We start from the raw sequence: 23,057 nt of genomic DNA on the forward strand, positions 1-23,057 counted from the left end.
TGGGAGTAGATGGAGTCGAAGTGCAGTGGATGGGGTTGAAGTGTAGTAGTGGATGGAGTAAGTGTAGTAGTAGATGGAGTTGGAGTGTAGAGGATAGATTAAGTGTATAGTAGATGGAGTTGGAGTTGGAGTGTAGTGGATGGGTAGATAGTGTAGTAGATGGAGTAAGTGTAGTTGTTGATGGAGTAAGTGTAGTTGTAGTTGTAGTTGTAGCAGTAGCACTAGCACTAGCACTAACGTATAGTTCTCCGCCGTCACGGCTAAACTTCAAAGTTGCTACTTTGCAGGGACACTTCATCATTAGTTTGATTTTCGCCACCTAATTTCCTCAAATCCGGGTTTTTTCGTTCATTAGGTGGAAAAAAGTCACTTATTTCAGCCTAAAACCCGGTTTAGCGCAGATCGAGTGAAATTAAGTGTCCTTTTTCCAGCTAATCGTCCCGTTCCAGCGTTTGCTAGAGAATTAGGTGACAAATTTCCACTTAATCTGTTTAGCGACAGCCTGGAACACCCCATTCCAGCAAGCTAATAGTTCTCCGCCGCCACGGCTGATCTCAAAGGTGCTTTTCTCAGGCCCATTCCAACTTTAGTTTGATTTTCGCCACCTAATTTCCTCAAATCCGGGTTTTTTCGTTCATTAGGTGGAAAAAAGTCACTTATTTCAGCCTAAAACCCGGTTTAGCGCAGATCGAGTGAAATTAAGTGTCCTTTTTCCAGCTAATCGTCCCGTTCCAGCGTTTGCTAGAGAATTAGGTGACAAATTTCCACTTAATCTGTTTAGCGACAGCCTGGAACACGCCATTTCAGCAAACAAAAGTCAAAAGCCTGCCGGCACTTCATTGCGCCGGCCGGGCTTTTTGGCCTGCCCGCCACAGCCTGAACAAGCCGTAGCCGATTACACCGCCTAAGGTGTTCAGCAGCAGATCGTCAACGTCGAACGTACCGATCGAGAACAGCCCTTGCGCACATTCAAGCACAGCGCTGAGTCCGAAGGAGCGTAGCATTACGCCGAACCAGGTAATCTTCCGGTTAGAGGACAAAAGAGCTATAAATATACCGAAAGGGATAAATAACGCGATATTTCCGACAAGGTTCACCAGCTTGGTTACAGTAACCGGATCAAATGTATTATAGACGGTCTCCAGCGGAGTGAAGTTGCCCAGCCGCAGCTGGCGCAGGATCGTATCCGGACTGCGCTGCAGCTGGTGCCACAGAAAGCGGAAGTCGATCGGACTGAACTTGAAAAGGATGATTTTGAACAATACATAGATATAGACTGCGAATACAGCTTGCAGACCGGCCGAACGGAGCTTGGCAAAAGCGTCCGGCTGCTGCGCTGTGCGTTTCACAGAAGCAGCCTTTTTTTCACGCATAACCCGGGTCTGGTTCATGGGGTGACTCTCCTTTCTAGGGGGACGGATATAGCAATAAGGCCGGATATTATGGATGTGAGGTTATGATCAATCCCTCTATGTTATTGCCCGATATGTCACATTGCTGCCCGGCAGGTACAGGTATGAAGGTGCTGCTGCCGTTAACAGGATAATAGGAAATCTGGTATACCGTCCCTTTAACTTTTACGGTAACCGATTGCTGCTCCTTCAGGAAATCAAGATACTCCTCCAGCGTATAGTGCTTGTCGCGCATAATGATGCTGTGCGGCAAGCCGACATAACGGAAATGCCAGGGCTCATACTGGATGCCGGTGATGTCCGACTTGTCCTTGGGATAGCGGAGGATGAAGCCATAGTCCCAGGCATTAGCCTCCAGCCACCGGCCTTCAGGTGCACGGCTCATCTCCATCTGCGAGGACCCGATATCCAGCGACAGCCCGAGGTTATGCTCGCTGTGGCCGGGCGGAAGGGCGTAATCGGCTCCTTTTTCCTCATAAAGCTGCTTCTGTTTGTCAGTATCCCGGTAGCCGCTGCTGATCAGAAACTGGCTGACTCCTTCTCCAGCTGCTGCTTCGACCATTTTTGAAAATTGCAGGGCTACTGTTTTGGACAGCCGGGTGTCATTATCAAGCAGCGCATAGCCGGCCGTCAGCTCCCTGTGCTCTGCCAATTTAATGATGTCGGACGTGACACCCTCCGAATGCACCGGATAATCCTTGTTAACCAGCAGCAGATTGCCCTGGTGCACACGGCTTGCTGAAACGGCAGTCAGATCAGACCGTTTACCTTCACCGTTCATGACCTGGACCATCTGCAGCCCGTCAGCCGGTTCACCAGTTCCGTTCATTTGCCGCAGAGCCTCCCAGCCCAGTAATGCAATCAAAACCGCGCAAAAAACCCGCTTCTTCATTTCGGCTTCCTCCTTGTCCTGATAACTCAAGAATAAGGAGCAGCGTTTAAATAGAAGCGGGGTAAAAATAAATTTTTTCTTAAAAGCCGGCTGAAGGCGGAGTTGCAGACGGGCTGCTGCTTACACACCAAGCGGCAGCTTTACTACAAAGCTTGTGCGGACCGGATCACTGGCTACCGTAACCTCGCCTTTGTGCTGCTCGACAATATTTTTGGCGATGAACAGGCCGAGCCCGGTGCTGCCCTCCTGATGGCTCCGCGCCCGGTCGCCTGTATAAAACATATCAAATACAAAGGGCAAATCCGCAGGCTGAATGCTGCCCCCGTAATTGGTTACCCGGACAACTGCCTGTCCGTCCTCTTCCTTGCAGCTGATATCGACATACTGGCCGTCCTTGCCGTAACGGACCGCATTGGTCAGCAGGTTCTCGAATACGCGGGCCAGCAGCTCACCGTCACCTTGAATTTCCATAACGGGAGCCAGCTCCAGCCGGGCAGTCAGCCCGTTGTTGTCCAGCAGCGGGTACAGCTCCTCATGAAGCTGGACGAGCAGCTCGCTCAGATCGAGCGGATTGCGGTCAATCTTGAGCATGCCGTAGTTCATCCGGGTAAGCTCAAACAGCTCATCGATCAGCCGCTCCAGCCGCCGTGATTTGGTATAGGCGATGGAGGTGTAATGCCTTACCTGTTCGGCAGATAAGGCTTCATCCTTCAGCACATAATCGAGATAACCCAGCACAGAGGTCAGCGGTGTGCGCAGATCATGCGCCAGATTGAGCACCAGCTGGTCCTTGCTGTTCTCGGCAAAATCCCCCCGCTCCACCGCCTGCTGCAGCTTGCCGCTGGTTACATTCAGATCGGCAGCAATGTCCCCGAACTCATCCTGCGAGGGGATGGTGATCCGGCTGGTAAAATTCCCTTCTGCCAGCTGACGGATCTGCTGTGAAATCTCACGGAAATAGCGGGCATACGGCTTCGTAAACAGGTAGAAGAAGACCAGGGCCAACGGTATAAAAAAGATCAGGAAGAAATTAAGGTCCCCGATATTACTGATCATATACCGGAACCGGGCGAGCGGGTCTTCGGCCATAACGGTGGACGTATAATACAGCTGCAGAACCTTGTACAGCCCATAGGTGATAATACCGGAGCATAGCATGCTCAGCGTGAGTAGGAAGATCATCTGGAAGCGGAAGCTGCGAAACCTTTTAGCCATTGAACGTATAACCTACTCCCCATATGGTTTTGATCAGTTTGTTCTTGTTCTGCTCCTCGCCAAGCTTTTTGCGCAGCGTGCGGATGTGAACCATAACGGTATTTCCGCTCTCAAAATAAGCCTCGCCCCACACCTGCTGGAACAGATTCTCCGCGCTGAACACCTTCTTCGGATAGCTGGCCAGCAGGTACAAAATGTCGAATTCCTTGGGGGTCAGCTCAACGTTCGTTCCGAACAGCTCCACCGTCCGGCGGTCGGGGTCAATAACCAGCCCGCCGGATTCAAGCACCGGCCTGCGCTCAGCCTGTGGCTGGTTAAGCTGCATGAAGCGGCGCAGCTGCGCGTTTACCCGGGCTACCAGTTCCATCGGGTTGAACGGCTTCGTCATATAATCGTCGGCGCCGATGACCAGCCCGGTGATTTTGTCGAGGTCCGAGGTTTTGGCACTCAGAAAAATAATCGGCAGCTGATGCTGCTCGCGGATCTGCCGGGTCACCTCATGCCCGTCTAGGCCGGGCATCATAATATCAAGAACCGCCAGATCAATGTGGCGGGACTGGACGGCTTGTACCGCGGCTTTGCCATCGGTCACCTTGACGGTGTGATAGCCCTCTTTTTCCAGATGCAGAGCTACCAGTCCGGCAATTTCAGCATCGTCGTCGGCGATAAGGATTGTTATCCGTTTCATTTCATATTCGCTCCTGTAACCATAATCTTAAGCACGTACCTATACAGCGCTTTGCTCCTAGTGTACCTTATCGGAAGTTGTTTCGCGAACAGGAATCGTGAATAATAGAATAGGCTGTACATAGTAAATGACGAAGTAACAAGAGATCAGGCGGCCTGCAGTCACAGTCGGATTATTTTTAAAATACTTAATTTTGTAACATTTAATGTAAAGGTATAGCCCGAAAGAGTCATGCCGGCAGCCGGCTGGTAATGATACCTTTAGAACTGAATTTGGGGAGGGGACGGCAACGTATACGACGATTAAGCTGTTGATTCTGCTGATTCCCACATTAATGGTCGGGATTTGGGAGTTCGTGCGCCACCAGTTTCTGATGCCGTACATCTCGATGGATATGGGGAACTATTTAACACCGGTGCTTGTGTTCGTGTTCAGTATTATTTTGCTGCTGCCGCTGTTCCGGATTATGGAGCGTAACCGGCAGGAGCTGGAGGAGAAACGGGCGGCAACAACGGCAATGGAAGCCCGCGAAGGGCTGGCGAAGGAGCTGCATGACGGGATGGCGCAGTCCCTGTTTTTGCTGTCTGTGCGTATTGACCGGCTGGAGCAGAACCAGCAGAAGGGCACAGTCAGCGCAGAGCATGTGGATCAGCTGAAAAAGACAGTGCATGAAGTGAACCGCTATGTCCGCCAGGCCATCGCCAGCCTCAAGGTGCCGGTCTCGGGGGAGGAGGAATTTTCCCTGGAACGGTCGGTACAGGAGCAGCTGAAACGGATCGCCGGTGAGGTCATGATTGAGGTTGCGCTCGACTGGCAGCTGCAGGCTGATGCCCTGACGAGTAAAGAGCAGGCGGAGCTGCTGTCCTGTATCAGGGAAGCTGTTATTAATGTACGCAAGCATACCCGCGCCGGTATGGTAAAAATTACAGGCACAGGTGATAAGCAGCGCTGGAAGGTAAGCGTGGCAGATAACGGCGGCGGTATAGTGCATATGGACCCTTTTCAGGTAAATGGAAGCTATGGACTGCAGATTATGCGGGAGCGCACGGAAAGCATGGGCTGGCAGCTCGGCCTGATATCCGGACCGGAAGGAACGGCCGTTGAAATTGTGAAGGGAGGGACCGCAGATGAACCGATACCGGGTGATGATCGTCGATGATCATGCGCATGCACGTGAGGCCATGACCGAAATCGTGTCACTGGATGAGCGCTTTGAAGTGATCGGTGCGGTCGGCAGCGGTGCCGAGGCGATTGTTATGACCGGCCAGTGGATGCCTGACCTGATTCTGATCGACATCGAAATGCCGGGAATGGATGGACTGGAGACGACGCGGCGCATTAAGCTGGAATATCCGTATGTCCGGATCGTCATCGTTACTGTCTCGGATGAAATCTCCTATCTGTTCGAAGCGTTGAAGCAGGGTGCGCAGGGATATTTGCTGAAAAATCTGGCCCCGTCCACCTGGATCGAATATTTAGTGGCCATTGTTAGTGAGGAGGTCCCGCTGAGCCGGGAGCTGGCTTTTCAGATTCTGAAAGAATTTGCAGTGACCTCCGGCAAAGAGGAGCGGGAAGCATTAACGGCGCGCGAGAAGGAAATACTGGGCTGTGTATCCTCCGGCTCCACAAATAAGGAGATTGCGACAACCCTCGGGATCTCTGAGCATACGGTCAAAAACCATCTTAAGAACATTTTGCAAAAGCTGCAGCTCCAGAACCGTACACAACTGACCCGCTATGCCCTGGAGCAGGGACTGGCCCGCCGGGAGCGGGATTTTCCGCGGAAAAGATAAAGCATTATTAGAAGAAACAATCATCCATTGAGGGGGAACTATCTTGAATAAACTGCTTCGTAAACTACTGACACTTGCTGCCCCTATGGCAGCTGCACTATCACTATTTGCCGCTGTGGCCAGCGCCCATGTAACCGTATCACCGGCTGAATCCACCACAGGCGCCTGGGAAACCTATACACTGAAGGTCCCGTCGGAAAAAGACATTGCCACAACTCAGATCGACCTTCGCATGCCGGAAGGCGCCGAGTTCAAGCAATATGAAACGACGCCGGGCTGGACCGTTACGGTCGAAGGCAACAAAATCAGCTGGATATCAACCGGTGACGGCATCTTGGCCGGCCAGTTCCAGCGCTTCTACTTCACAGCCAAGAACCCGGATACTGCCGGCGATATCGCCTGGGATGCCTACCAGCATTATGCTGACGGCAGTCTGGTGCAATGGTCCGGTGAAGAAGGCAGCGACACGCCGCATTCTGTTACTGAGATCGTCCAGGCCGCTGGCGGCGGTGACGCCCATTCCCATGGAGGGGCTGCACACTCCGGCTCCATGACCATGGATGAGCATGAGGCGATTATGGAGAACGTGGAATCCGGCAGCACTTCGCCGATGGTCTACATCACGCTGGGGATTTCTCTGCTGGCCTTCCTGCTGTCGGCGATCGCGCTGCTTCGGGGGAAGAAGGAGTAGGGCAGGGATAGACAACGGAATAACAATGTGAAGATAAATAACTGCGGAATGCTTTGTCCTTTTCCGGGATGGGGGTTCCGCAGTTTTTTGTTGTGTATATGGTTATATATGTATAAATTAGATCTAGAGAAGGGCATGGCTTGCGTATTTCGCATGCATGCCAGTTTCGAGGAGGAGCTATGATCAAAGAACTTATTGCTGAAATCAGCCGTTTGGAAGGCTGTGAGCTACTGCCGCCAGCGGGATTACCGGAAGTGATGAACGAGAACCACCGGTTGCCTTTATGAAACAAAATATTGCGGTGTAGAGAATGAAATTAAGGATAAAATTATGGCGCTGCATATTGATTTTTTTGGTGGGATGGATTTTGCAGTACGTGATTCAGATAAAAATAAACATTTAATGACTCAACTTACATCTGATATCAGAGAAATAAGGAAGGTGTTAAATAAATTTGAGTGATTTAGTATGTGGATGCAAACATAGACGAGGTGATTTTACTGAAATCGATGGAAATCCAATAAACGGAACGTTAAATCAGAATTTAGTATAAAACCAACTAATGATGTGGACCAATGAGGAACATCAAATGGGATGAGTAACACTGCACGTGTAGGGTTTAGTTTCGATAGCCAGAAAGAGAATAGGAACTCAAGGTGGTATAGATATAATGTGCGAGGAGGATAACATGAACAAATACAAAGCTCACATATCCGATTTTGATCAAGTAAAAAGGAACTTCGGTTACTTAACTTCATTTCAATTAACTCGCGCTTCTGAGCTAGACGATTTTCGGACGACTCTACAAATCACTCTGGCTCAATCAACTTTTGATTACGAGGAACAATTATTGATAACATTTACAGGGGTAAGCGAACTGGAAACAGGGCAGCTAGCGGGATTAGTATGCTGGTTATACTTTGATATCACGGATATATCTAAGGACCAGCTAGAGAATTTAAGATTCAAGGTAGTTGAATATGAAAATAATATTTTTAGATTATATTGCAGACAGATCACATTTGAAATCATTAAGGGATAGTCTCAAAAAACTCTGTCCCAGCCCAGGCAGTTGAAACAGAGTTTTAAAACTATTAGTTTACTTTCAATAAATCAAACTCCCCGGCTAGCAGTCCATTCCAACAGCTCAGTACGTATACGGTCCGTCAGCTCATCCACCACACGGAAATCCATGGCGGTGACATAGATTTTCTCTAATTGATCCCGGTGCACCTTCGCCTCGGCTAGAGCGGCTATGGCATCCTTCATTTGGGCTTTATATTGGGAGCTTACTTCAGCAAGCGGTCCGGCATAACGCTCATCTGTTCCGGGTGCGACAAGGGTTTCATACGTATCAATGATCACGTCACCTTCCCGGTCCGGAAAATATTCATGCGGACTCGTGCTGTCGAAGATCGCAAAGCCAAGCTCACGCACAATAACCATATCCAGACTGTGGGGATCAAAGCCGCAATGGTAGATTTCCGTATCCAGGCCCCGTTGCTCTGCGGCGGCGGCGATTTTTTTGAGCATGGTGGATTTGCCTGTTCCCGCCCGGCCTTTAATGAAGAACCGGTTTGACAGCCCCTCTGTCAAATTAGGCACAAAGTCAACTGCCCCCGCAGGAGTCGCCGCTCCCAGAAACCGGTGCTTTACGATGGCACTTTTAGTAAGATGTGTATCACCAAAAAGCTGCTCCAGCATTCCGGCTGTTAATTGATTCGCCTTGTTAAAATCCATGTGCGCAAAATAAATCTTTTCCCACTCATCATGAATCTTCAGAGCCTCTGCAAAGCCGCTGTACGCTGCCTTATAGGAATCCGCAACCCGTTGATTAATCTCGCCGATAATCTCTCTTTGACTAATGAGCGCTCTTGAATCCCAGGCTTCCCCAAGATTCACATACTCCTCAACCGCTCCAGGGGCCTTGGGTTCGATTACATGGGGAGCAGTGCCGTCAACAATGCCCACGCTAAGCGCCGGTATAATGACCGCGTCGATCGAATCCTTATCGGATGAACAATGGATCAGCTCTATATCGTATCCCCGCTCCGCCCATTCCGAGCCGATTGTCTTCATTAGTGAGGATTTTCCGGTACCTGGGCCGCCTTTCAAAATAAAGATCCGCTGGAGTCCCCGAAGATTCGATTCGAACAAATTAAAGAAACCGATAGCTGTATTACCGCCTGCAAAATATCTTAAAATCCTTGCAGTCATACATCCACTTCCCTTCACGTTGTCGCCCGGTAGGCTATACCCTACAGTATGCGTCAGGTATTTGTGAGGTGCCTAGAGGCCAGGCTGGTGTCAGAAATGCTTAATGAAGTTTGTCCGGCTTTAGTGGTTGCAGCAGTTAATCAAATTAGGTGGAAATACGCCATCTATTTTTTCACCAAGAACCCTGTAACTAAGATTAGTTGGAAAAAGGATAGCTAATACGAGTGTTTTACGGTAAAAGGGGTCTTCAACCCCGGATTAGGTGATGTTTTTCCAACTAATCGTTAGAAAAGCCGAGGAAAGAGAAAATTAGGTAACGAAAATCGAACTAATTGATTTGTGCTGCAGAAAAGTAAACAGATAACCCTCCAACAGCTCGGCGTCTGGGTATTATCTATGTTTATCTAACTAAACCCGGCGAAGGGAACAGACAGATGTTTGTGTTAAATCTTGACTTCTGCGAGCCAGGGAGGCTATGTTTGTTACCAAGTAAAATGCTGTACGAAAGCCCGGGTGAAACATTTGAACAACATACTCATAATTGGAATTATTCTCATTGTGGTAATTGTAGCCGTACTGGTACTGGAAAGACTGAAGACGGAGCGTACAGAGACTGCATTGTCCCACGGAGGGACCCCGTACAATCTGGTAACTACGTTCAAAGGAGACGCGGGAACCAGCCGTGCCTTTACCTGGTATACCAAGGACCCTGCTGCAGCCGGCTGGCTGGAGGTTGTAAAGGGGGATGAGGCTGCTTTTGAAGGTGCATCAGTAATTAAAGTGCAGGCTGCAGATGCAACGTTTAAGACCGACAAGGGCAAAAGAGGCATACATAAAGCGGAGGTCAGCGGGCTTGAGGCGGGTACCGTGTACACTTACAGGGCAGGCTCAGGTAAGGAGGGAGAGTGGACTGCTGCAGCCAGCTTCACCACTATGGAGTCAGATATGGACCAGGTAACCTTTATCAATGTGACCGATTCGCAAGGGGAAAAGGCGGCGGATTTTGCGGTATGGGGGCAGACGCTGAACAGGGCAGTGGAGACCTTCCCGGCGGCGCAGTTTATTGTGCATAACGGGGATTTTGCAGAGAAAGCAGAGGATTCTACAGGCTGGAACCGTTTTTTCAGCAATGTAACCAGCCTTGTTGCCCGCATCCCGCTGATGCCGGTGACAGGAAATCACGATGAGGTGGAGGAACAAGCAGCCGGATTCACCTCACACTTCAACGTCCCGGATAACGGGGCTAAGGGATCGATCGCCGGAACGACGTATTCTTTTGACTATGGTCCGGTGCATATTACGGTGCTGAATACGGAGAGTAATCTGAGCAAACAGGCCGAGTGGCTGAAGAAGGATCTGGCGGGCACGGACCAAGCCTGGAAAATCGTCGCCATGCACCGTCCCGTGTACGGGGGCAACAGGTATAAGAAGGTGGAGGACTGGGCCCATATATTTGATAAATATGAAGTGGATCTGGTGCTCCAGGGGCATAATCACGAGTACTCGAGGTCACATCCGCTGCTGAATGGAAAGATTGTGACCGGGAGTAAAAAACCGGCTGGTACGGCCAGGGGGACAGTCTACGTGGTGACGAATGCTTCCGGCAACAAGTTCAATGCGAAGAAAGAAGACCAGTTCTATCATGCCGTGCATTTTCAGAATAACAAGGCGATGTTCGCCGGTGTTAGCGTTAGAGGCAAAATGCTGACTTATGAGGCCTATGATGTGGACGGCAAGAGGCTGGATTTATTTACGCTTACTCATTAAAAGAAAAACTGCTGAACAGGATTCAGCAGTTTTTTGCCCTTTAGCGCACAGTCAAGCGCTTTAGCATGAAGGTTTTGACAATCTGCGGCACCTCGTCGTTCACCATGCGTTTCATCAGGGAGATCTGTCGGCCGTATTTCTTGTAATCATAATCGTCGCCGGATTCGTTGAGGAATTCCTCTGGGAGCTCTCCCGGCACGGTGTAAGCATAAATCCGTCCGTTCCGCGTGCCAAGGAATTGAATCGGTGAGTCATCATAGCCGTCGTCATGCCACTGCTTGAGGGTCATTTTGTAGACCAGCAGGCTCAGGACGTCATCATAGACCTTACCCTTATATTTAAAACGGAAAAACACGCCATATTCTGCATCATCGAGCTTGTTGCTGCGTGCAACGGCAGTGAAGCTTTTCCACGAACGCGGGAGCTTTAGCGTGAAGCTATATAAGGGATCGCGGTAGATGTAAGAGGCTGCAGGCTTTCGGCTGCCGTTTGGGCATTTCTGGCGTTTTCTTGTGCGTAAGGTGCTGCCGGCTGAACGTTTTATGCGCTTTCCCGTACGAGGTGTGGTGCTGGCTGAGCGCTTCAGCTGCTTTCTTGTGCGCGTTGAGCCGGTCCCTGCCGCTGCCTTGCCGCCCGTACGTTTTTTACTTGCTCCTGTGTTACTTAAACTGCTTCTAACCGGCCGTTGTGCAGCTTTGGCAGAAACCTGCGTTACCACTGGCTGTTTGTTTCTCCAGATTTTGCTGTTCATCATGATCACATCCCCGTCCATAGTTATCCCGGTATCAGGCGTAGGCATAATAACCAGGATATTCATGCGGGTGATGATGTGACTGTATATCAGCCCGGTTTTGCCGGGAAATGGCTAAGTGCTTGCAAGATGTCTCCAAAACACAAGTAAACCCCTATCATTGATTTGCATCAACAATAGAGGCTTACATTGTTTGCACTATACCCATGTTATGCTCAGACTCCTTATCCTACACTCTTTGAACTCAGCCGGGTAGAAATCGTCCGAGGCGGCAGTAAATTTGCCTATCCTGCACGGTAAATCTTCTCTAATTCATCCTCTGCCACGAGTGGACTGCGGTGTAACCTTCGAGCTTTAAGAAGCTCATACCCTTTCGTTCGGGGATGGATTGAAAGCTTTAGCGTCAGGATCAAAGATATAGTCTCAAGCCCAGGGATTACAGCTGCTCAGGATTGCTGCGGAAAAGGTGTAGCTGCCCGTCAGACGTTCCTTCTAGCGGTGTAAGGTTCCCTTGAGTTGATGTCTTAAGTATACCCGGGGAGGGCTGGGCTGTAAAAAGCGCTAAGCCTTAAAAATGGTACTATTTTTCAGTTTATCCTCTTGTAAGCGCTATTATTCTGGCTGATTCTTAGTTTTTCGGTATCCTCGGCCTGTACCCGGGTAATGCCTATTTAGAAATCATGTATAATGAACCCACAGAGGAGGAGTATAAATGAAGCTGTTTCAGATCAAAGCATCGCCGCTCGGCGTAGAACGGATCGCGGAGTTTCTGGAGAATAACTATATTTGCATCGGCTATCCCGGCACCGGGGATCTGGAAGGTGCAAGCCCGGAGGAGATGCTGGCCAGGCTGCTGAAGAGCGGGGCTTATCAGGGAAAAGAGCTTGAGGCAGCTGTTGTTAACCTTAATCTGTTCGTGCACGAAATGCAGGATGGGGATTATGTACTGGTTGCAGACGGACAGTGGGTGCATCTGGGCGATTTGGGTGATTATTTTTACGACGAAACCTATGATAAAGCAGGGGATGGCCGGTGCCACCGGCGCGGGGTAACCTGGCTGAAAAGCATTCCGCAAAGCGCGCTGAATCCGGAGGTCGCAGAGCTGCTGGCAGACGAGAGCAGCGTTTCGAGGTACCGCGGGACATTGCCGGCGGCAAGAATAGAGCTGTGGCTTGAAGGGACGGGCCCGGCAGATTCCGCAGCTGACGGAAACCGCAGCCGGGTGGATGAAATAACCGTCGCCAAAGCTATTGCCGTCCTTAAAGAGGCTCTGAACAGCGATGATGCAGACCGGCGTGAACGGGCGGCAGTAGCCATCCTGCATTACGCCAAGTAGAATTGGAGGGGCAGGAGCGGGAGCGTCTGCCTGTATGCTTTTCGCAGACAAGCTCCTGCTTAATACAGCCTGACGGATAAGCACTCACCTCACAGGCTTCTTTACAATATCCTGCCAGTGCGGAGGGAGCGGATAGCTTTTTAGATGTGTATAGTCAACCAGCTTCACTTCAGGTCCTGCAGAGATTTCGAACGTTAACCTGTCCTCTCCAACAGGAATGTGGGGTCCGACAACAGGTGTCACATCAAGCGTTACTGACAGCCGGAAACCGCGAAACCCGTTTATCCGCGCAGATTCGGTTATATTAACGAAATACGGATAGACAAGCGGCGCCTCCAGTAATACATGCCGGTAATAATCCCGGACAGCATTATTGATATGAGGGTTCAAAAAGTTCATAAGCATATCCTGCAGCCTCAGCTCATCTGAGTCTCTGAGCGGCGTGTAATAAGTGGCTTCAGCTGTTGTTACCGGCATTGGAGCTGATATGCTCAACACCATTGTCAGAAGCGTAACGCTAACGATTCGTGTCCAATTCACGGAATACACCTCCCCCTGGTTAAAGGTAGGGTGTCCGGTTTGCGCACAGAAATACTTTCACAGTGTCTGCCCGTTATCAATAACCAGCACTTGGCCCGTAAGAGAATCCTGTGTTATTTGAAAAATAACCGCCCCGGCAATATCCTCCGGTGTGGAAATTCTGCGGAGCGGCAGGTTTCCGGCAAGCTGATGCATTCGCTCTTCATTGCCCGACCACCATCGGGTACCGACCGCGCCCGGAGCAATGCTGTTTACCCGGATGTGCGGTGACAGCGCAATGGCCAGCGATTTTGTCATCGTGTGGATGGCTGATTTCGTAGCTGCATAAGGGATCGACGAGCCTATTCCGGTGATTCCCGCAACACTCCCCATATTAACGATAACCCCGGATTTTTGCCTCTGCATATAAGGGACAACTGCCCTGACACAGTGGAACATCCCCTTCACATTGACCTTGAAAAGAGTATCCCACACCTCGTCTGTCACAGCATCCAGGTTATCCATCCCGATCTGGACGGTAATGCTGGCGTTGTTAACCAGTCCGTCGATCGTTCCGTAAGCCTCTGCAATGGAGGCAGCCATGGCCTGGACCTCCTGCTCATTCGCCACATCCGCCTGATAAGCACAGCCTCTGCCGCCTAAATGCTCAATCTGATGAAGGGTCTCAAGCGCTTCTTTTTCCGACCGGCTGAAATTTATTGCAACAACGGCTCCTCTGGCAGCCAGCATTAGGGCAGTAGCCCTGCCTATACCTGTTCCGCCGCCCGTAACCAGGATTACTTTATCCTGCAGCTCCATCAATAATCATCTCCGTTTTAGATTTACAGGTTCATTATACTTTTGTGCGGAGGTGCGGTATAATTCGGAAAAGTGAATCGGGTATCATTTGAAATGATATCAGCGGAGGTTTTAGGTTGTGGAGAGTCAGGATTTAAGGATTTTCAAACAGGTTGCAGAGCTGCAGTCAGTCTCAAAAGCTGCGGAGAAGCTGGGGTATGTCCAGTCCAATATCAGCCAAAGGATAAAAGGTCTGGAGGAGGAGCTCGGCGTCCGGTTATTTTTGCGCAACAACAGAGGTGTGACACTGACTAAAGAGGGAAGTGAATTGCTTGGTTACGCCAATCAAATTTTGCTTTTAATGGAGGAAGCCCGGTCTTCTGTAAATCCCGTAAAGTGGAAAAAATCGCTGGCTATCGGCGCTCCCCAGACTGTTGCCGCTATCCGTATTCCCCGGTTGCTGTCTTCATTTCTGCAGAACCATAATATTGATATCAAGCTCAGAACGAATAGTGCGGAACGGCTGCAGGAAATGCTCTCTTACGGGGAGCTGGACGGGATTTTTGTAAACGGGCCTTACAATAACGTGTTGTTTGAGTCTGTGTATACCTATGATGAGCGCCTCGTAATCCTTTCTCCTAAGCAGAATCCCGGGAAGCCGCTGCACATGCAGACTTTAATCGTTAACAGTGACCCGGAATGTGTGTACAGAAGGAAATTGCTCGGTTTGTTCAGTCAAAAAGAGCAGCCGGACCGGTCAGTGCTGGAATTCGATTCGCTTGAGTCCATTCTCCAGGCAGTCAATGAAGGGCTTGGGATCAGTATCCTTCCCGCAGAAGTTGCCGATAGCCGAAAGGAGCTGCATTCTGTCCGTTTTGAGGAGCTGCCTGATAAAATGACAATCCGTTTTGTAATCAGACGCCGTAAACAGCAGCCGCCGGCTTTACATAGATTCATCCGTTTTTTGGAGCTGGCCCACCTTGAAGCCTGATAGCTGCCGGGCGGATTATATGACAAAAAAAGCCTTCCGCCAAATGCTGACGGAGGGCTTTTATGCGCATTCAGATAAATTCCACGAATTCGTTCACCGGCTTGCGGTAGCCGCGCGGTCTGATCTTATGCTTGTTGTCTTGGCCAATTGTGATCATCAGGACCGGAATCAGGTTGTCAGGCACCTTGAGAGTCGCATTAACCGCCGCGGGATCAAAACCGATCATCGGGCACGTATCCCAGCCTTTATCCTTGGCAATCAGCATGAACTGCATGGCTGACAGGGAGGCGTTGCGGATAGCTTCATCGCGCTGGAAGGCCTCGTTGCCGGCATAGGCATCGTTAATGGACTGGATGGTATCGTCATATTCCTCCTGGCTCATCGCACCAAGCAGCTTAAGGCCGCTGTAAATCTCCGGTGCCTGCAGATAAGCATTTTTGTCTCCGTATACAAGGATGACGGCTGAGGCGGTATGTACCTTGTATTGGTTGTAGGCGTCCTTGCGCAGCTGTTCCTTGACAGCCGGATCGGTAACCACCTTGTAGTGGGCGTGCTGCAGATTGTTGCTGGATGGGGCGAGACGGGCCAGCGAGAACATTTCCTCCAGCTCTGCCTTCGAAATAGCAACACCTTCAACGAAATTCATGGCGGATCTGCGGGCTTGGACTAATTCTGAAAAGGTACTCATGATTATGCCTCCGTTAGCTTATGTATTGGTTAATAAAAATCAATAACTGATGTTTTATAATGTACTTACAATTGGTTACTTGCTTAAGATAACACGGCTACTGTGGATCGTCAATGATATTAAACATGAATTTATAAAAAAATTTATTAAAAAGAAGTAAATTCGAGAAAAAGACATTAAAGAAGTGATTATTATCACAAAACAAAGCTAAATGGGTAAAACTTTGTGACATATTTAACAAGAACGGTGGTATAATAGGCACACTGACTTTGTGAGTTAGAAATTTTTAAGCAGGTATGTCAATGTGAAGGAGAGGCTAATATGTCAGAAACAACTACGCAAACCCTGCCTGAACAGGAAGAAAAAGCGGCCGCAGCAAAGGTATCCAAGGAGGACCTGCTGGAGCAGCTGCTAAAGCCGGAGGTTCAGGAGTCACTCGTACTGCTGGTAGAGGAGCTGCCTAAGCTCACCCAGCTGGCCGGAGTATTAACGAAATCCTTTGATTTTGTCCAGGCGGTTGCAACGGATGATGTGCTTAAGAATGACACTGTGGGAGCGATCAAGGAAATTGCCGAGCCTGTTGTAGGGTCGGTTAAGAACATGGCCGCTAATGTTATCGAAGCTAAGGACCGCGCCGAGGCCAGTACGGAGAATATCAGCCTGTTCGGCATGATGAAGATGCTCAAGGATCCTCAGGTGCAGAAAATGCTCCGCTTCGTGAACGCCTATCTGCAGGTCAGCGGCGAACGCAGCCCGCAGAAATAACTGTAGCTTATTAATAAGAAACGTATACACACGTATGGACGGAGGAATAAGAATGTCAAAACATATCGTAATTCTAGGTGCAGGATACGGCGGCTTGCTGAGCGCGCTGACTGTGCGTAAATATATGGGCAAGGCTGAAGCAAAAGTTACTGTAGTGAACCAGTACCCGACTCACCAGATTATTACAGAGCTTCACCGTCTGGCTGCCGGAAGCATCTCGGAAAAGGCAATCGCCATGCCGCTGGCAAAGCTGTTTGCCGGTAAAGATATCGACCTGAAGATTGCCAAGGTGAAATCCTTCTCCGTGGACAGCAAGCAGATCAGCCTGTCTGACGGATCAACCCTATCGTATGACGCACTTGTTGTCGGTCTTGGCAGCACCACGGCTTACTTCGGTATTCCGGGTCTTGAGCAATACAGCATGGTGCTGAAGTCGGCTGAGGATGCCAAAAACATCCACGCCCACATCGAAGGCAAAATCGCAGAATACGCAAAAAGTAAAAACTCTGCGGATGCAACTATCCTGATCGGCGGCGGCGGACTTACCGGCGTGGAGCTGGTTGGTGAAATTGCCGATGTTCTGCCTAAGCTGACCAAGCGTTATGGCGTAGACCAGAAGGAAATTAAGCTGCTGCTTGTTGAAGCAGGGCCTAAGATTCTGCCTGTACTGCCGGATCACCTGATCCAGCGTGCTACCGCAAGCCTTGAAGCACGCGGTGTACAGTTCCTGACCGGACTGCCTGTAACGAATGTTGAGGGCAACACGATTGATCTTAAGGATGGTCAAAAAATCGTTGCCAACACCTTTGTATGGACCGGTGGCGTCCAGGGCAATCCGCTGGTCGGGGAATCCGGCCTTGAGGTTAACCGCGGCCGTGCGACCGTTAATGATTTCCTGCAGTCCGCTTCGCATAAGGATGTGTTCGTTGCTGGAGACAGCGCGGTTCACTTCGCGCCGGACGGCCGTCCAAATCCGCCGACTGCACAGATTGCCTGGCAGATGGGTGAGCTGATCGGCTACAATCTGTATGCTCTGCTGAACAACAAATCCATGGAAACCTTCAGCCCGATTAACTCCGGAACACTTGCGAGCCTTGGCCGTAAGGATGGCGTAGCCATCATCGGCGGCAGCTCGACTCCGCTTAAGGGGCTGCCGGCAACCATGATGAAGGAAGCGAGTAATATCCGTTACCTGACTCATATTAAAGGCCTGTTCAGTCTCGCTTATTAATTCATTTAATCCCCTCCGACTGGAGGGGGTTTTATTTTTTTACATAATAATTGCTTGCTATTAAATAATGGAAATAATCCGCTGTACTATTTCCTTCCCTTTGCTATAATAGCCTTGTTTATATTATTCTGGTTTCGCATGGGAGGATTTAAAGAATGGCATTCAAGGATAATGACGTGATTGTATTCATTGGTGACAGTATTACAGACTGCGGACGTAATTACAGTGATGCTGCCTCGCTGGGCAGCGGCTATGCCCTGATGGCTGCCGCACGCCTGGGGCTGCTGTATCCGGAGAAGAAGCTGACTGTATATAACCGCGGGATCAACGGCAACCGGGTAACGGATCTGCAGAACCGCTGGGACCGGGATTGCCTGGCACTGAAGCCGGACTGGGTATCCATATATATTGGAGTTAATGATACCTGGCGCTGGTATGACTCGGGCTTCGAGACTACAGCAGAGGAATTTGAATCCGCTTACCGGGATTTGATAGAGCGTACCAAAGCGGCAACCCATGCCAGTCTTGTGCTGATTGAGCCCTTTGTGCTGCCGGTACCGGAAGACCGAAAGGGCTGGCGTGTGGATCTTGACCCCAAGATCCATGTGGTACGCGCGCTGGCGCGGGAATACGGTGCGGCGCTTGTTCCGCTTGACGGCTTGTTTGCGGCTGCAGCGGTGCAGGCGGAGCCTGCTTACTGGGCAGGAGACGGTGTACATCCATCGCCGGCCGGGCATGCACTTATTGCAGAAGCCTGGCTTAAAGCGGCCGGCGCCATCAGCTAGCACAGACAACAGCGGGAGACAGAAGACTGATCCGTAAGGTGTATGCGGACCGGTCTTTTTTTGGCTCTCCGGCCCGGCTTTTTCTGTGAGTATTTTATTATGCTGCACTAGACTGTTATAATGAGTGGATGCATATGGACATGGAGGTGGAGCCCATCAGGAGGTTTCAGCTTATTGTACCAATGTTACTGGCAGCTTTGTTAGCCGGCTGTACTAATGATAATAGTTATATTAGTGATCCGGCGGCGGTTAATGTGGAGAGTCCCTTTACGATATCTCGCAATTCGTTGTTTCAGGCGGCCGGCAAACCGGGGGTTCTGAGCCTGGAGCTGGTCCAGGGCACATACAGGGAGGACTGGAATGCCCCTTCACCGTTTGCAGGCAGAAGCTGGAGCGGACAGTTCCGGCTGAGCATTAGCGCTGATGACGGGAGGCTTTTGCACACTTTTCCGTTGAGCGATCAATATAATGAAGAACTGGTATTCAATGACTTGTTTTTGATTGAATTCGGTGACTACAACAGTGACGGCAATCCGGATTTTACAATTGGTCAATACGGTTCAAGTAATGGAAATGTATTTAAGCTTTTTACAATCAGTGAAGATTATTCTATTAAAGAGCTACCGGTTGACAGTACTCCTGAACTATTCATTACTGTTCCCGAAAGGTATTCAGTCAAGCTGGATGAAACCGCAGACGGCTTCAAAACCGCCTTTTATGACAATTCGCTCGGCCGGCAGGTGGTTAATACATACCGCTGGAACGCATTTAAAAAAGTAAAGCAGCTTATACAGCAGAAGGAAGTGGACGGATGACCAGCGATAACGAACAGGATTTGCAGGGCCTGCAGGCAGCAGGCAAGGTGGTTGGCTATACCATCGCGGAGATGAAGCGCAGTGTAGCTCCCGGGATGACAACCGCAGAGCTTGATAAGATCGGGGAAGAGCTGCTGGAGCGTTTCGGGGCACAATCAGCACCGCGGGTAACGTATGATTTTCCGGGCAGCACCTGCATCAGTATTAATGACGAAGTGGCGCACGGTATTCCCGGCCCGAAGGTTATCCAGCCTGGAGATCTGATTAATATTGATGTCTCGGCAGTGCTGAACGGTTATTATGCAGATGCGGGAGTTTCCTTTCAGCTTCCCCCCTATAATGAAAAGCTCATTCACCTGTGCCGCAGTACAGAAGAGACCATGATGACTGTCATTAATCATCTGCGGGCCGGGATGAGGGTCAATGAGATCGGCCGGGTGATGGAGCAGGAAGCCCGTAAACGCGGCTATAAAGTAATCCGTAACCTGTGCAGCCATGGAATCGGCAGGGCGCTGCATGAGAAGCCGTTTGAAATTTTACCCTTCTATAATCCGCGCGTACAGACTGTGCTGAAGGAGGGGCAGGTTATTACTGTGGAGCCTTTCCTGAGTACCGGAGCGGACTTTGCGGAGCAGCAGAGTGACGGATGGACCTTAAGTGTCGGTGAAGGCAGCCGGGTTGCCCAGTTTGAGCATACCATTATCGTGACCAAGGGCAAGCCGATTATCCTTACGAGCGCTTAAGAAGCAACGGACTGCACAGTACGCTAAGCAAAATATTCAGAGGGAATGAGGGCTGCACCGGTTAATAGTCAGGCAATTGGCTGTCCGGGGCCGCCCTTATTATATGGGAGAAAAGGAGAAACGCTGCGATGAAAATGGCCTTTATTCTTTTTGACGGAGTAACGTTTCTGGATTTCGCCGGCTTTTACGATGTGATCTACCGGCTTGGGCAGTTTGATGCTGGACAAGGCCTGGAATGGGATATTTGCGGATTGCGTGAGGAAATAACGGATGAATTGGGGTTGACGGTCAAAATAAACCGGATTAAGCCGGACTTATCGGAGTATGATCTGATTTTTGTGCCGGGCGGGCTGGGGACGAGGAAGCTGCGGTCTGATGCTGATTTCATTAATTGGCTACAGGGGGCGGCCGGGGTTCCCTATAAAATCTCCGTATGTACCGGCTCGCTGCTGCTTGGTGCTGCCGGCTTTCTGGAGAACCGTAGTGCAACTACACACCCGTCAGCCTATGAGCTGCTTGCACCTTACTGCTCCAATGTGGTCAAGGCGCGGATCGTTCAGGACGGCAGCGTTGTTACTGGAGGCGGTGTCTCCGCATCCATTGACCTGGGGCTGTACATGCTGTCAATGCTGGCTGGGGATGAAGCTATGCTCACGGTGAAGCAGCAGATTGATTACCCGTATGTGACACAAGGAATCGTGCAGCGGCAATAAAATTTCTCTGAATGGGTGGGAGTAGTGTGGACAAAAAAGAAGACAAGCTTGAACAACTGCAGGACTGGCTCCAGTCTAGTGACGGGGGGCAGCAGCTGGAGGAATATTTACTGCAGAATAGCGGTTTGCCCGGACCGAGAGCTAATCTGGCACTGGCTGCACGCTTTGCCCGGTATTATAGTAAGCCGGAAATTACCGGTACAGCATGGTCGCTGATCATAAAATGGGCCGGAGAGCCCGGCGAATACCTGCCGTTCTGTGCTGTTCAAGCTTGCGCTGCCCACTACAGCTACGCGGACAACGAGCACCGCAGGCAGATCCGGGGAATTCTCAGAACGGCTATGAACGATTCGGGATGGAGGGTCCGTGAGGCGGCTGCAATCGGATTGCAACTCATAGGAGAGAATGACTTCTCCCTGCTGCAGGAGCTGCTGGACAGCTGGAGACCTGAGGCCTCTGTTCTGGAGCAGCGTGCCTTTCTGGCCGGCCTGGCTCATCCGCCGCTGCTCGAATCCCGCAGCCAAGTGCTGTATTGTCTGGATTTGGCTGAGGAAATTACGGACGCTATTCTGCAGGGGAAGACTGCCGGCTGCGATCCTGAGCATTTCCGGGTATTGTCCAAGGGTCTGGAATACTGTCTGAGCCTGTTTGCAGCCGCTGAACCGGAGGCCGGCTTTGCCATGCTGCGCAGGCTGATTGAGAGCAGAGATCCGCGGATACTCCGGCTGGTGAAGGCAAATCTGGGCAAAGCGCGGCTCAGCAAAAAATATCCGGAGCAGGTTCAGCAGCTGCTTGCAGGATTGACAACTGTCTAAAATGTAACTATTATAGTTGCATCTATAGCTTTTGTCTGAAGGCTCCAAAGGAGAGATACACATGAACATCAGCACCCGTTTTGCGGTCGCTATTCATATTTTGACGCTGATTGACAGCAATAAGGAAGGAAAAAGCACCTCCGAATGGATTGCCGGCAGCGTGAATACCAATCCGGTTGTCATCCGGCGGCTTACCGGTATGCTCAACAAGGCTGGACTGGTTGAGGTCCGGCCCGGTGTAGCCGGAGCCAAGCTTACGCGCAGTGCTGTAGATATTAACCTTTTGGAAATCTACCGGGCAGTAAATGCCGTTGAAGAAGACAGCCTGTTCTCTGTGCACGACCATCCCAACCCGGAGTGTCCTGTGGGCAAGAATATCGCAGGCGCGATTGTACCGGTCTTTTCTATGGCTCAGAAGGCGATGGAGAAGGTGCTGCAGGAGGTTACGCTTGACCAGATTGTCGGCCAGATTCCGGTTAGCTAAAGTAGCGGAAATGTGTCGTTTTTAAATTTTAAGTTGGCTTTCAGCAGGATTTTATCTGATTTTAAGGTTTGGGGAGTATAGTTGAGGTCTCCACCCCCCAGTGGATGCATTTTAGATAGATCCTGCCGTGCCTCGGCAGGGTCTTTTTGTGTACAATCCCCTTTGAACGTTTCATATAGCTTGGCTTGGGATACTGTGTAACTGATTAGGGGGAACGAGTGTGCCAGCCGGATTAGGTTGCCTTTATCAAACTAATGGCTCCCAAAATAGCTGAAGTCCAATAAATAGGTGACCTTATTACACTTAATGTTCCACTATGGATGGCATTTACACAATATTCCAAAGGCGGTAGACTTACATGAGGGCAGCTAACTGCGGAAGAGTGGAGTAGATTTCACCGGAAATACAGAACAGGGGAGGAAGAATACATATGAAAGAAAATCTTGTAGTTAAGCTTGGTTCAAGTCTGATCTTGGGCATTTCCTTTATTATAGGCTGCCTGATTATAAGTGGTGAACGTGCGGATAGCAGCGAGAAAGCCGCCCAAGCGGCATTGGCCCAGGTACAGACTGAAGCCAAAGCTCAGGCTGAGCTGCTGGCGAAGACAGAGGCTCAGGGCAAAGAGGTACTGAATCTCCAGGAGACAGCACAGCTGTTGGGTCTTGAGGAGGATCAGGTAATGAACATTATAAGGGCTGAGCACACTATTCTGAGTCAAACCGGAAGCTTTTATGGGGATATGCTGCCCTATTTAAAAGTGGATGAGAAATATTTTTTCAGCAGGACATCCGTTTTGGAATGGGTTCAGGCAGTGATGCTTGATAAACGGATTTATAACGGAGCGGAAAGAATAAGCTAAAATATACTGTGTTTGATTGAATCCCAAACTATTCGTGAAAGTAATTGACAAACTTTTGGACCCCAACTATACTAAAGTTAGTTAAGATG

25 protein-coding genes are annotated in these 23,057 nt (G+C 50.1%); 16 read left to right on the forward strand and 9 right to left on the reverse strand.

Translation table 11 applies throughout. The features are described 5' to 3' along the window. Positions 1-836: 836 nt before the first annotated feature. The 4 genes from R70723_RS12505 to R70723_RS12520 form a co-directional block, all read right to left on the reverse strand. Complete coding sequence (locus R70723_RS12505) at positions 837-1,391, reverse strand: VanZ family protein (protein WP_052421293.1); 555 nt, start codon at positions 1,389-1,391, stop codon at positions 837-839. Positions 1,392-1,440: 49 nt separating this feature from the next. Next, positions 1,441-2,304, reverse strand: a complete 864-nt coding sequence (locus R70723_RS12510) for a D-Ala-D-Ala carboxypeptidase VanY (protein WP_039872404.1) — start codon at positions 2,302-2,304, stop codon at positions 1,441-1,443. Positions 2,305-2,424: 120 nt separating this feature from the next. After that, positions 2,425-3,519: a sensor histidine kinase gene (locus R70723_RS12515; RefSeq protein WP_039872406.1), complete on the reverse strand. Its 1,095-nt coding sequence runs from the start codon at positions 3,517-3,519 to the stop codon at positions 2,425-2,427. Then, positions 3,512-4,207 (reverse strand): response regulator transcription factor, encoded by a 696-nt coding sequence (locus R70723_RS12520; protein WP_039872408.1) that lies wholly within the window; start codon positions 4,205-4,207, stop codon positions 3,512-3,514. Before R70723_RS12520 ends, R70723_RS12515 begins: the two co-directional genes overlap by 8 nt. Before the next feature lie 310 nt (positions 4,208-4,517). Between R70723_RS12520 and R70723_RS12525 the strand changes: the two genes are divergently transcribed. The 4 genes from R70723_RS12525 (at position 4,518) to R70723_RS12540 (ending at position 7,733) form a co-directional block, all read left to right on the forward strand. Beyond that, complete coding sequence (locus R70723_RS12525; RefSeq protein WP_231574876.1) at positions 4,518-5,366, forward strand: sensor histidine kinase; 849 nt, start codon at positions 4,518-4,520, stop codon at positions 5,364-5,366. Next, positions 5,335-6,000, forward strand: coding sequence for a response regulator (locus R70723_RS12530; protein WP_039872412.1), 666 nt, complete (start codon positions 5,335-5,337; stop codon positions 5,998-6,000). The genes R70723_RS12525 and R70723_RS12530 overlap by 32 nt, the downstream gene beginning before the upstream one ends. 43 nt (positions 6,001-6,043) lie before the next feature. Continuing rightward, a complete protein-coding gene (locus R70723_RS12535) occupies positions 6,044-6,691 on the forward strand; it encodes a YcnI family copper-binding membrane protein (RefSeq protein WP_052421294.1) in 648 nt (215 codons plus the stop codon). A gap of 688 nt (positions 6,692-7,379) precedes the next feature. Continuing rightward, on the forward strand, positions 7,380-7,733 hold the full coding sequence (locus tag R70723_RS12540) for a hypothetical protein (protein WP_039872414.1): 354 nt from the start codon (positions 7,380-7,382) through the stop codon (positions 7,731-7,733). 71 nt (positions 7,734-7,804) lie between these two features. Here the strand turns inward: R70723_RS12540 and R70723_RS12545 are convergent, their stop codons facing one another. Continuing rightward, complete coding sequence (locus tag R70723_RS12545; protein ID WP_039872417.1) at positions 7,805-8,908, reverse strand: PRK06851 family protein; 1,104 nt, start codon at positions 8,906-8,908, stop codon at positions 7,805-7,807. 513 nt (positions 8,909-9,421) lie between these two features. Here R70723_RS12545 and R70723_RS12550 point away from each other — a divergent pair. Continuing rightward, positions 9,422-10,675 (forward strand): purple acid phosphatase family protein, encoded by a 1,254-nt coding sequence (locus tag R70723_RS12550; RefSeq protein ID WP_039872419.1) that lies wholly within the window; start codon positions 9,422-9,424, stop codon positions 10,673-10,675. Positions 10,676-10,715: 40 nt separating this feature from the next. Here the strand turns inward: R70723_RS12550 and R70723_RS32560 are convergent, their stop codons facing one another. Beyond that, positions 10,716-11,429: a hypothetical protein gene (locus R70723_RS32560; RefSeq protein WP_156123811.1), complete on the reverse strand. Its 714-nt coding sequence runs from the start codon at positions 11,427-11,429 to the stop codon at positions 10,716-10,718. A 709-nt stretch (positions 11,430-12,138) separates the two neighbouring features. Here R70723_RS32560 and R70723_RS32055 point away from each other — a divergent pair. After that, positions 12,139-12,762 (forward strand): hypothetical protein, encoded by a 624-nt coding sequence (locus R70723_RS32055; protein WP_052421295.1) that lies wholly within the window; start codon positions 12,139-12,141, stop codon positions 12,760-12,762. 84 nt (positions 12,763-12,846) lie between these two features. Here R70723_RS32055 and R70723_RS12565 read toward each other — a convergent pair whose 3' ends face one another. Next, positions 12,847-13,302, reverse strand: a complete 456-nt coding sequence (locus R70723_RS12565; protein ID WP_231574877.1) for a DUF3888 domain-containing protein — start codon at positions 13,300-13,302, stop codon at positions 12,847-12,849. Positions 13,303-13,359: 57 nt separating this feature from the next. Then, positions 13,360-14,100 carry an SDR family NAD(P)-dependent oxidoreductase gene (locus R70723_RS12570; RefSeq protein ID WP_081957362.1) on the reverse strand — a complete coding sequence of 247 codons (741 nt, stop codon included), beginning with the start codon at positions 14,098-14,100 and terminating at the stop codon, positions 13,360-13,362. Between the two features lie 118 nt (positions 14,101-14,218). Between R70723_RS12570 and R70723_RS12575 the strand changes: the two genes are divergently transcribed. Continuing rightward, positions 14,219-15,070: a LysR family transcriptional regulator gene (locus tag R70723_RS12575; RefSeq protein ID WP_039872423.1), complete on the forward strand. Its 852-nt coding sequence runs from the start codon at positions 14,219-14,221 to the stop codon at positions 15,068-15,070. 70 nt (positions 15,071-15,140) lie between these two features. Here R70723_RS12575 and R70723_RS12580 read toward each other — a convergent pair whose 3' ends face one another. Then, entirely contained in the window at positions 15,141-15,758 is a 618-nt protein-coding gene (locus tag R70723_RS12580; RefSeq protein WP_039872425.1) for a nitroreductase family protein, read from the reverse strand. Between the two features lie 321 nt (positions 15,759-16,079). On the opposite strand from R70723_RS12580, the gene R70723_RS12585 reads away from it, so the two are divergent. The 9 genes from R70723_RS12585 (at position 16,080) to R70723_RS12625 (ending at position 22,968) form a co-directional block, all read left to right on the forward strand. Beyond that, positions 16,080-16,523: a DUF1641 domain-containing protein gene (locus tag R70723_RS12585; protein ID WP_039872427.1), complete on the forward strand. Its 444-nt coding sequence runs from the start codon at positions 16,080-16,082 to the stop codon at positions 16,521-16,523. Between the two features lie 52 nt (positions 16,524-16,575). After that, positions 16,576-17,754 carry an NAD(P)/FAD-dependent oxidoreductase gene (locus R70723_RS12590; protein ID WP_039872429.1) on the forward strand — a complete coding sequence of 393 codons (1,179 nt, stop codon included), beginning with the start codon at positions 16,576-16,578 and terminating at the stop codon, positions 17,752-17,754. A 155-nt stretch (positions 17,755-17,909) separates the two neighbouring features. Continuing rightward, complete coding sequence (locus R70723_RS12595; protein ID WP_039872431.1) at positions 17,910-18,539, forward strand: SGNH/GDSL hydrolase family protein; 630 nt, start codon at positions 17,910-17,912, stop codon at positions 18,537-18,539. A gap of 254 nt (positions 18,540-18,793) precedes the next feature. Beyond that, the gene (locus tag R70723_RS12600; protein WP_156123812.1) at positions 18,794-19,354 is read left to right on the forward strand and encodes a hypothetical protein; all 561 of its coding nucleotides are present in this window, start codon (positions 18,794-18,796) and stop codon (positions 19,352-19,354) included. Continuing rightward, on the forward strand, positions 19,351-20,097 hold the full coding sequence (map, locus tag R70723_RS12605; RefSeq protein WP_039872436.1) for a type I methionyl aminopeptidase: 747 nt from the start codon (positions 19,351-19,353) through the stop codon (positions 20,095-20,097). The genes R70723_RS12600 and map overlap by 4 nt, the downstream gene beginning before the upstream one ends. A gap of 128 nt (positions 20,098-20,225) precedes the next feature. Then, a complete protein-coding gene (locus R70723_RS12610) occupies positions 20,226-20,810 on the forward strand; it encodes a DJ-1/PfpI family protein (RefSeq protein WP_039872437.1) in 585 nt (194 codons plus the stop codon). Positions 20,811-20,836: 26 nt separating this feature from the next. Continuing rightward, entirely contained in the window at positions 20,837-21,625 is a 789-nt protein-coding gene (locus R70723_RS12615) for a hypothetical protein (RefSeq protein WP_052421296.1), read from the forward strand. Between the two features lie 61 nt (positions 21,626-21,686). Then, entirely contained in the window at positions 21,687-22,109 is a 423-nt protein-coding gene (locus R70723_RS12620; protein ID WP_039872441.1) for an Rrf2 family transcriptional regulator, read from the forward strand. A 430-nt stretch (positions 22,110-22,539) separates the two neighbouring features. Then, positions 22,540-22,968, forward strand: a complete 429-nt coding sequence (locus tag R70723_RS12625) for a hypothetical protein (RefSeq protein WP_039872443.1) — start codon at positions 22,540-22,542, stop codon at positions 22,966-22,968. The last annotated feature ends 89 nt before the right edge of the window (positions 22,969-23,057 follow it).

The sequence above is a fragment of the Paenibacillus sp. FSL R7-0273 genome (genome assembly GCF_000758625.1).
GTDB lineage: Bacteria > Bacillota > Bacilli > Paenibacillales > Paenibacillaceae > Paenibacillus_AQ.

What these genes read in the sequence shown, in the direction of transcription:
- R70723_RS12595 (WP_039872431.1), top strand. Translation starts at nt 17,910, where the DNA reads ATGGCATTCAAGGATAATGACGTGATTGTATTCATTGGTGACAGTATT.
- R70723_RS12515 (WP_039872406.1), bottom strand. Translation starts at nt 3,519, where the DNA reads ATGGCTAAAAGGTTTCGCAGCTTCCGCTTCCAGATGATCTTCCTACTC.
- R70723_RS12570 (WP_081957362.1), bottom strand. Translation starts at nt 14,100, where the DNA reads ATGGAGCTGCAGGATAAAGTAATCCTGGTTACGGGCGGCGGAACAGGT.
- R70723_RS12580 (WP_039872425.1), bottom strand. Translation starts at nt 15,758, where the DNA reads ATGAGTACCTTTTCAGAATTAGTCCAAGCCCGCAGATCCGCCATGAAT.
- R70723_RS12590 (WP_039872429.1), top strand. Translation starts at nt 16,576, where the DNA reads ATGTCAAAACATATCGTAATTCTAGGTGCAGGATACGGCGGCTTGCTG.
- R70723_RS12610 (WP_039872437.1), top strand. Translation starts at nt 20,226, where the DNA reads ATGAAAATGGCCTTTATTCTTTTTGACGGAGTAACGTTTCTGGATTTC.
- R70723_RS12540 (WP_039872414.1), top strand. Translation starts at nt 7,380, where the DNA reads ATGAACAAATACAAAGCTCACATATCCGATTTTGATCAAGTAAAAAGG.
- R70723_RS12520 (WP_039872408.1), bottom strand. Translation starts at nt 4,207, where the DNA reads ATGAAACGGATAACAATCCTTATCGCCGACGACGATGCTGAAATTGCC.
- R70723_RS12530 (WP_039872412.1), top strand. Translation starts at nt 5,335, where the DNA reads ATGAACCGATACCGGGTGATGATCGTCGATGATCATGCGCATGCACGT.
- R70723_RS32055 (WP_052421295.1), top strand. Translation starts at nt 12,139, where the DNA reads ATGAAGCTGTTTCAGATCAAAGCATCGCCGCTCGGCGTAGAACGGATC.
- R70723_RS12510 (WP_039872404.1), bottom strand. Translation starts at nt 2,304, where the DNA reads ATGAAGAAGCGGGTTTTTTGCGCGGTTTTGATTGCATTACTGGGCTGG.
- R70723_RS12625 (WP_039872443.1), top strand. Translation starts at nt 22,540, where the DNA reads ATGAAAGAAAATCTTGTAGTTAAGCTTGGTTCAAGTCTGATCTTGGGC.
- R70723_RS12620 (WP_039872441.1), top strand. Translation starts at nt 21,687, where the DNA reads ATGAACATCAGCACCCGTTTTGCGGTCGCTATTCATATTTTGACGCTG.
- map (WP_039872436.1), top strand. Translation starts at nt 19,351, where the DNA reads ATGACCAGCGATAACGAACAGGATTTGCAGGGCCTGCAGGCAGCAGGC.
- R70723_RS12585 (WP_039872427.1), top strand. Translation starts at nt 16,080, where the DNA reads ATGTCAGAAACAACTACGCAAACCCTGCCTGAACAGGAAGAAAAAGCG.
- R70723_RS12545 (WP_039872417.1), bottom strand. Translation starts at nt 8,908, where the DNA reads ATGACTGCAAGGATTTTAAGATATTTTGCAGGCGGTAATACAGCTATC.
- R70723_RS12505 (WP_052421293.1), bottom strand. Translation starts at nt 1,391, where the DNA reads ATGAACCAGACCCGGGTTATGCGTGAAAAAAAGGCTGCTTCTGTGAAA.
- R70723_RS32560 (WP_156123811.1), bottom strand. Translation starts at nt 11,429, where the DNA reads ATGATGAACAGCAAAATCTGGAGAAACAAACAGCCAGTGGTAACGCAG.